The sequence below is a fragment of the Methyloceanibacter sp. genome (assembly GCF_049590335.1).
In the GTDB taxonomy this organism is placed as follows: Bacteria; Pseudomonadota; Alphaproteobacteria; order Rhizobiales; family Methyloligellaceae; genus Methyloceanibacter.
On sequence record NZ_JBAWCQ010000023.1, the window covers coordinates 1 to 2,368 of the forward strand.

At 58.7% G+C, this 2,368-nt stretch carries 3 protein-coding genes; all 3 read right to left on the reverse strand.

Annotated elements, in window-relative coordinates:
* Positions 1-263: 263 nt before the first annotated feature.
* Positions 264-683: a hypothetical protein gene (locus WBQ77_RS01725; RefSeq protein WP_424045594.1), complete on the reverse strand. Its 420-nt coding sequence runs from the start codon at positions 681-683 to the stop codon at positions 264-266.
* 11 nt (positions 684-694) lie between these two features.
* On the reverse strand, positions 695-1,102 hold the full coding sequence (locus WBQ77_RS01730) for a hypothetical protein (RefSeq protein ID WP_424045593.1): 408 nt from the start codon (positions 1,100-1,102) through the stop codon (positions 695-697).
* 195 nt (positions 1,103-1,297) lie between these two features.
* Positions 1,298-2,284 carry an HAD family hydrolase gene (locus WBQ77_RS01735; RefSeq protein ID WP_424045592.1) on the reverse strand — a complete coding sequence of 329 codons (987 nt, stop codon included), beginning with the start codon at positions 2,282-2,284 and terminating at the stop codon, positions 1,298-1,300.
* Between the last annotated feature and the right edge of the window lie 84 nt (positions 2,285-2,368).

The following is a 2,368-nucleotide window of genomic DNA, read 5'->3' on the forward strand; positions in this document are numbered from 1 at the left end:
CTCGCGAGCGCGGCGACACCGATCAACAGAAAGAGCTTTGAACGCGTCGGCAGCGTGGAACCGACCCCCGGCGCTGACTCTTTATTCGAGGGCTCGTTTATGTCGGAGGGTTTGTGTCGGCTGTCCAAAACGACTCCGCTCTGTGGACGAGAATGGGGCACAAAGGAAGCACTTTCCCACGAAGAACGGGCAGGTGCTAGCACCTGCCCGTTGCATCAAACTTGTTGTTGCCGGCGGGCGACTGCCGGCCGTCGTGTCACGGACTAAAGTCCGTCCACGCAGTCTCCGGTCAGCGAAAGAGTGGCATCAGCCGTGCTGATACCAGCGTGAATCTTGCCTGTCTTGGTGGAGATAGCTGCGCTGTATGAGCGGGGCGACTCCTGGTTAGCGCCGACACCATGGAGCAGAACGATATCGCCCTTCTGCTCGATGTGCTTCATCTCAACCTCTCGCGGTTCGGAGCCAAAGTCATCCGAATGCATGACATTTTTGTCGAAGTCGAATTTCAGCACTGGCGCGAGGTTGGCAAAATCGTGCGATACGCGTTTGCAACCTTTCACCGGCTCGCACTCATATATATCAGTGAATGCGCACATATAGGTGCCTGAGGCGGCGGAGACAGTCGCCGGAGCCGCGAGCAGACAGATGAGCCCGAGGCCCGATTTAGAAATCATCGATCGCATGGTCTGAGCTCCTATTGAGTAACGGCGTAGCCGCGGCCTTCGAGGCATAGTGCCCCGGCCCTGAGATAGTCAGCATAAAGTGCATTGAGACGGCGAACGTCGGCAGACGTACGCGTATTGCCAAACCCACCTGCGGTCCAGCGCGGATCCGTACCACCTGCCTGTTCGTTCAGCGCGGTAGAGACTTCCATGATCGTCTTTGTCCGGACGCCGGCCTCCTGGGCCTTATACGTTGCGGTCGGGTCGAAGTTCGTCTGCTGGACAGCCCATTCGTGGCACGCGACACGGTCTTTCTTGATCTGGGCGGCCGAAGCACCGTCCTTATAGACCATCAATGCCTGAGCGTTGGCGACGGGGGCGGCGCTTGCAGCCATCAGCATGACCGCGACACCACACAAGACGTGGCTCAATCGTTTCATAGGGTCTTTCTCCTTAGGCAGCGCCGTTGGGGCGCCATTTTACTCGGTGTCACACTGGCACCATGATCGGACACCCCCTCCGGGGCGCCCGACCCTACCAATGCTATATCGCCCAGTCCGGGACGCTCGGCAACGCATCTTTCGGAGGGGATGCAACCTCTTTTCTCTCCTTTGCTTATGTTAGGCGGAGGCCGGCTAGTCGGGAGCCGGAAAAATCTGGTTCCAGTCGTTTTTCATGTCGATCACGGTCCAGCCGCGATCGGCTGCCTGATCGAGCGCCTTATCGAGGCGGCCGACATGAGAGTCCCGGTCGTAGGCATATTCCCGCTCGGCGTCGGTGTGATGGACGATGAGACCGAAACGCGGACCCTCGCCCGCCGTCGTCCACTCCAGCATTTCAAAATCCCCATCCGAATTGCCTGACGCAAAGATGGGGCGTTTGCCGATGTGTTGGTTGATACCGACGGGCTTTCCGGCTTTATCGTCAATAAAGTTCATCTCCGGCAAGCGCATGATCTTCGGCTCGCCGTCAACGAGTTTGTATTCGGTTTTGATGCTCGAGCCGACGACCTGCGCAGGCGGAATTCCATAGACCGGTTCTGAGAAGTTGCGGACGAATTCGATCCCGCCGCCGGAGACGATATAGGTGGTGAATCCATTGTCGCGCAGATAAGACAGAAGCTCGAGCATCGGCTGATACACGAGTTCGGTGTAGCCCCGCTTGAAGTGCGGATGCTTCGCCGTGGCGAGCCACTCGCCCGCGATCTTCTGGAACTCCGCGGACGACATGCCAGTGTGGCTGGCGGCCAGGAGTTCGAGAAGCCCCCTCTCGCCGGACGCGGCGAGCGCCTTCATGTCCCCTTCTATCGCGCCTTTGAAGGGCTGCTTGTCCTTCCAATCTGGATGATCGGGCGCCATGGCCTTCACCCGATTGATGGCGAAGAGAAGCTGAAAATAGACCGGCTTTTCGGCCCAGAGATTTCCGTCATTGTCGAACACGGCAACGCGATCCGCACGCGGGACAAAGTCCGGACCGTCCTTATCGGTGACCTTCATGACAAAGGCTTCGACCGCATCCTTGGTTGGGCCGTCATTCCAGGACGGAAGCGGGTCCGCGGCCTGCGCCGCGCTGGCGGAAAACAGGAGTGCCGCAATCAGGAGCACGCATCGATACAAAAACACTATTCGCTCTCCAAAAAATGAGCTCAATGGCGGGAGGGCTCAGCCTCCCGCCATTGAGCAGTCACCATAACGCCGGTCCAGAAG

Bases quoted from the DNA above. Each gene is read 5' to 3' on its own strand.
- WBQ77_RS01730 (WP_424045593.1), bottom strand. From the start codon at position 1,102: ATGAAACGATTGAGCCACGTCTTGTGTGGTGTCGCGGTCATGCTGATG.
- WBQ77_RS01725 (WP_424045594.1), bottom strand. From the start codon at position 683: ATGCGATCGATGATTTCTAAATCGGGCCTCGGGCTCATCTGTCTGCTC.